This is a genomic window from Micromonospora sp. LOL_025, from assembly GCF_048060285.1.
GTDB lineage: Bacteria > Actinomycetota > Actinomycetes > Mycobacteriales > Micromonosporaceae > Micromonospora.
Genome location: NZ_JBHMIR010000101.1, coordinates 1 through 984, shown reverse-complemented (window position 1 = coordinate 984; position 984 = coordinate 1). Strand labels below are relative to the sequence as shown.

General features: G+C 67.7%; 1 protein-coding gene. It reads right to left on the bottom strand.

Features of this window, described 5'->3' with window-relative positions; genetic code table 11:
* Window positions 1–25: 25 nt before the first annotated feature.
* Entirely contained in the window at window positions 26–919 is an 894-nt protein-coding gene (locus ACFHW0_RS31655) for an IS982 family transposase (protein WP_416613294.1), read from the bottom strand.
* Window positions 920–984 lie beyond the last annotated feature (65 nt).

Here is a 984-nt window from a genome sequence, read left to right as displayed (position 1 = left end):
CTAGACGAGTAAGTCCGAAGTCGGGTCAGTGGTCGTAGGCGATCAGGGACCTGGTCACGGGTTGGCCGGTGGCGCGGTTGTGCCAGATCGCGGCGGTCATGGCGAGGATTCGCTGCGCGACTCGGGCGGTGACTCCATCGATGCTGCGACCGCCGTGTAGCTCAAGGTCGAGTTGGCCCTTCAATGTGTCGTTGACCGACTCGATCAGCTGGCGGACAGGCTTGAGCAGGTGCTCGTCGCGGCGTGGGGTGCGGTTGCGGTACGACGGTCTCAGCAACCGCACCCCACGTTCGGCCAGCCACCGGTCCAATTCGGCCGAGACGTACCCCTTGTCCGCCACGATCAGCAGGCCCGGACGGTCAGCAACGAGCTCGGGGTCGTGATCGAGGACCGCGGCCAGGACCTGCCGCTCGTCGAGCTTCGGCGTGGCCAGCGCCCAGGTGACCGGCAGACCGGACGGGGTGCAGACCAGATGCAGGCGCAGGCCCCAGAAGAACCTCGAGTGCGAAGCGCAGTAGCCGTAACCGGCCCACCCCGCCAGGTCGGACCGTTTCACCGTCGGCCTCGACCGGCCGCACTCCACCGGGGTGGAGTCCACCACCCAGGTCGTGTCCGACCACAGGTCGGTGTCCGCAGCGACCGCCCGGATGGCGCGTTTGAGCAGCGGCACCGCCGCCCGTAGGCGCTTGTTGTAGCCGGACTGCCCTGGCAGGTACGGGAACGCCCCGGGCAGATGCCCGGGGACGAACCGCAGCCAACGGGCCTCGGAACGCACCCCGAGCAGCACCTGCGCGACCGCCAGGGTCAGCAACTCCGCGTCGGACAGCTTCGATGGCCGCCCGGTCCTGGGCGGCCGTCCAAGCCAGTCGTCGATCTTCACGTACAGTGCGGTCAGAAGGGTGTTGAGGTCTGTCGTCACAAACGGATCTTCAACACCCTTCGCCTATGCCGCAGCCCCGGGGCCGTTAGGACTTACTCGTCTAG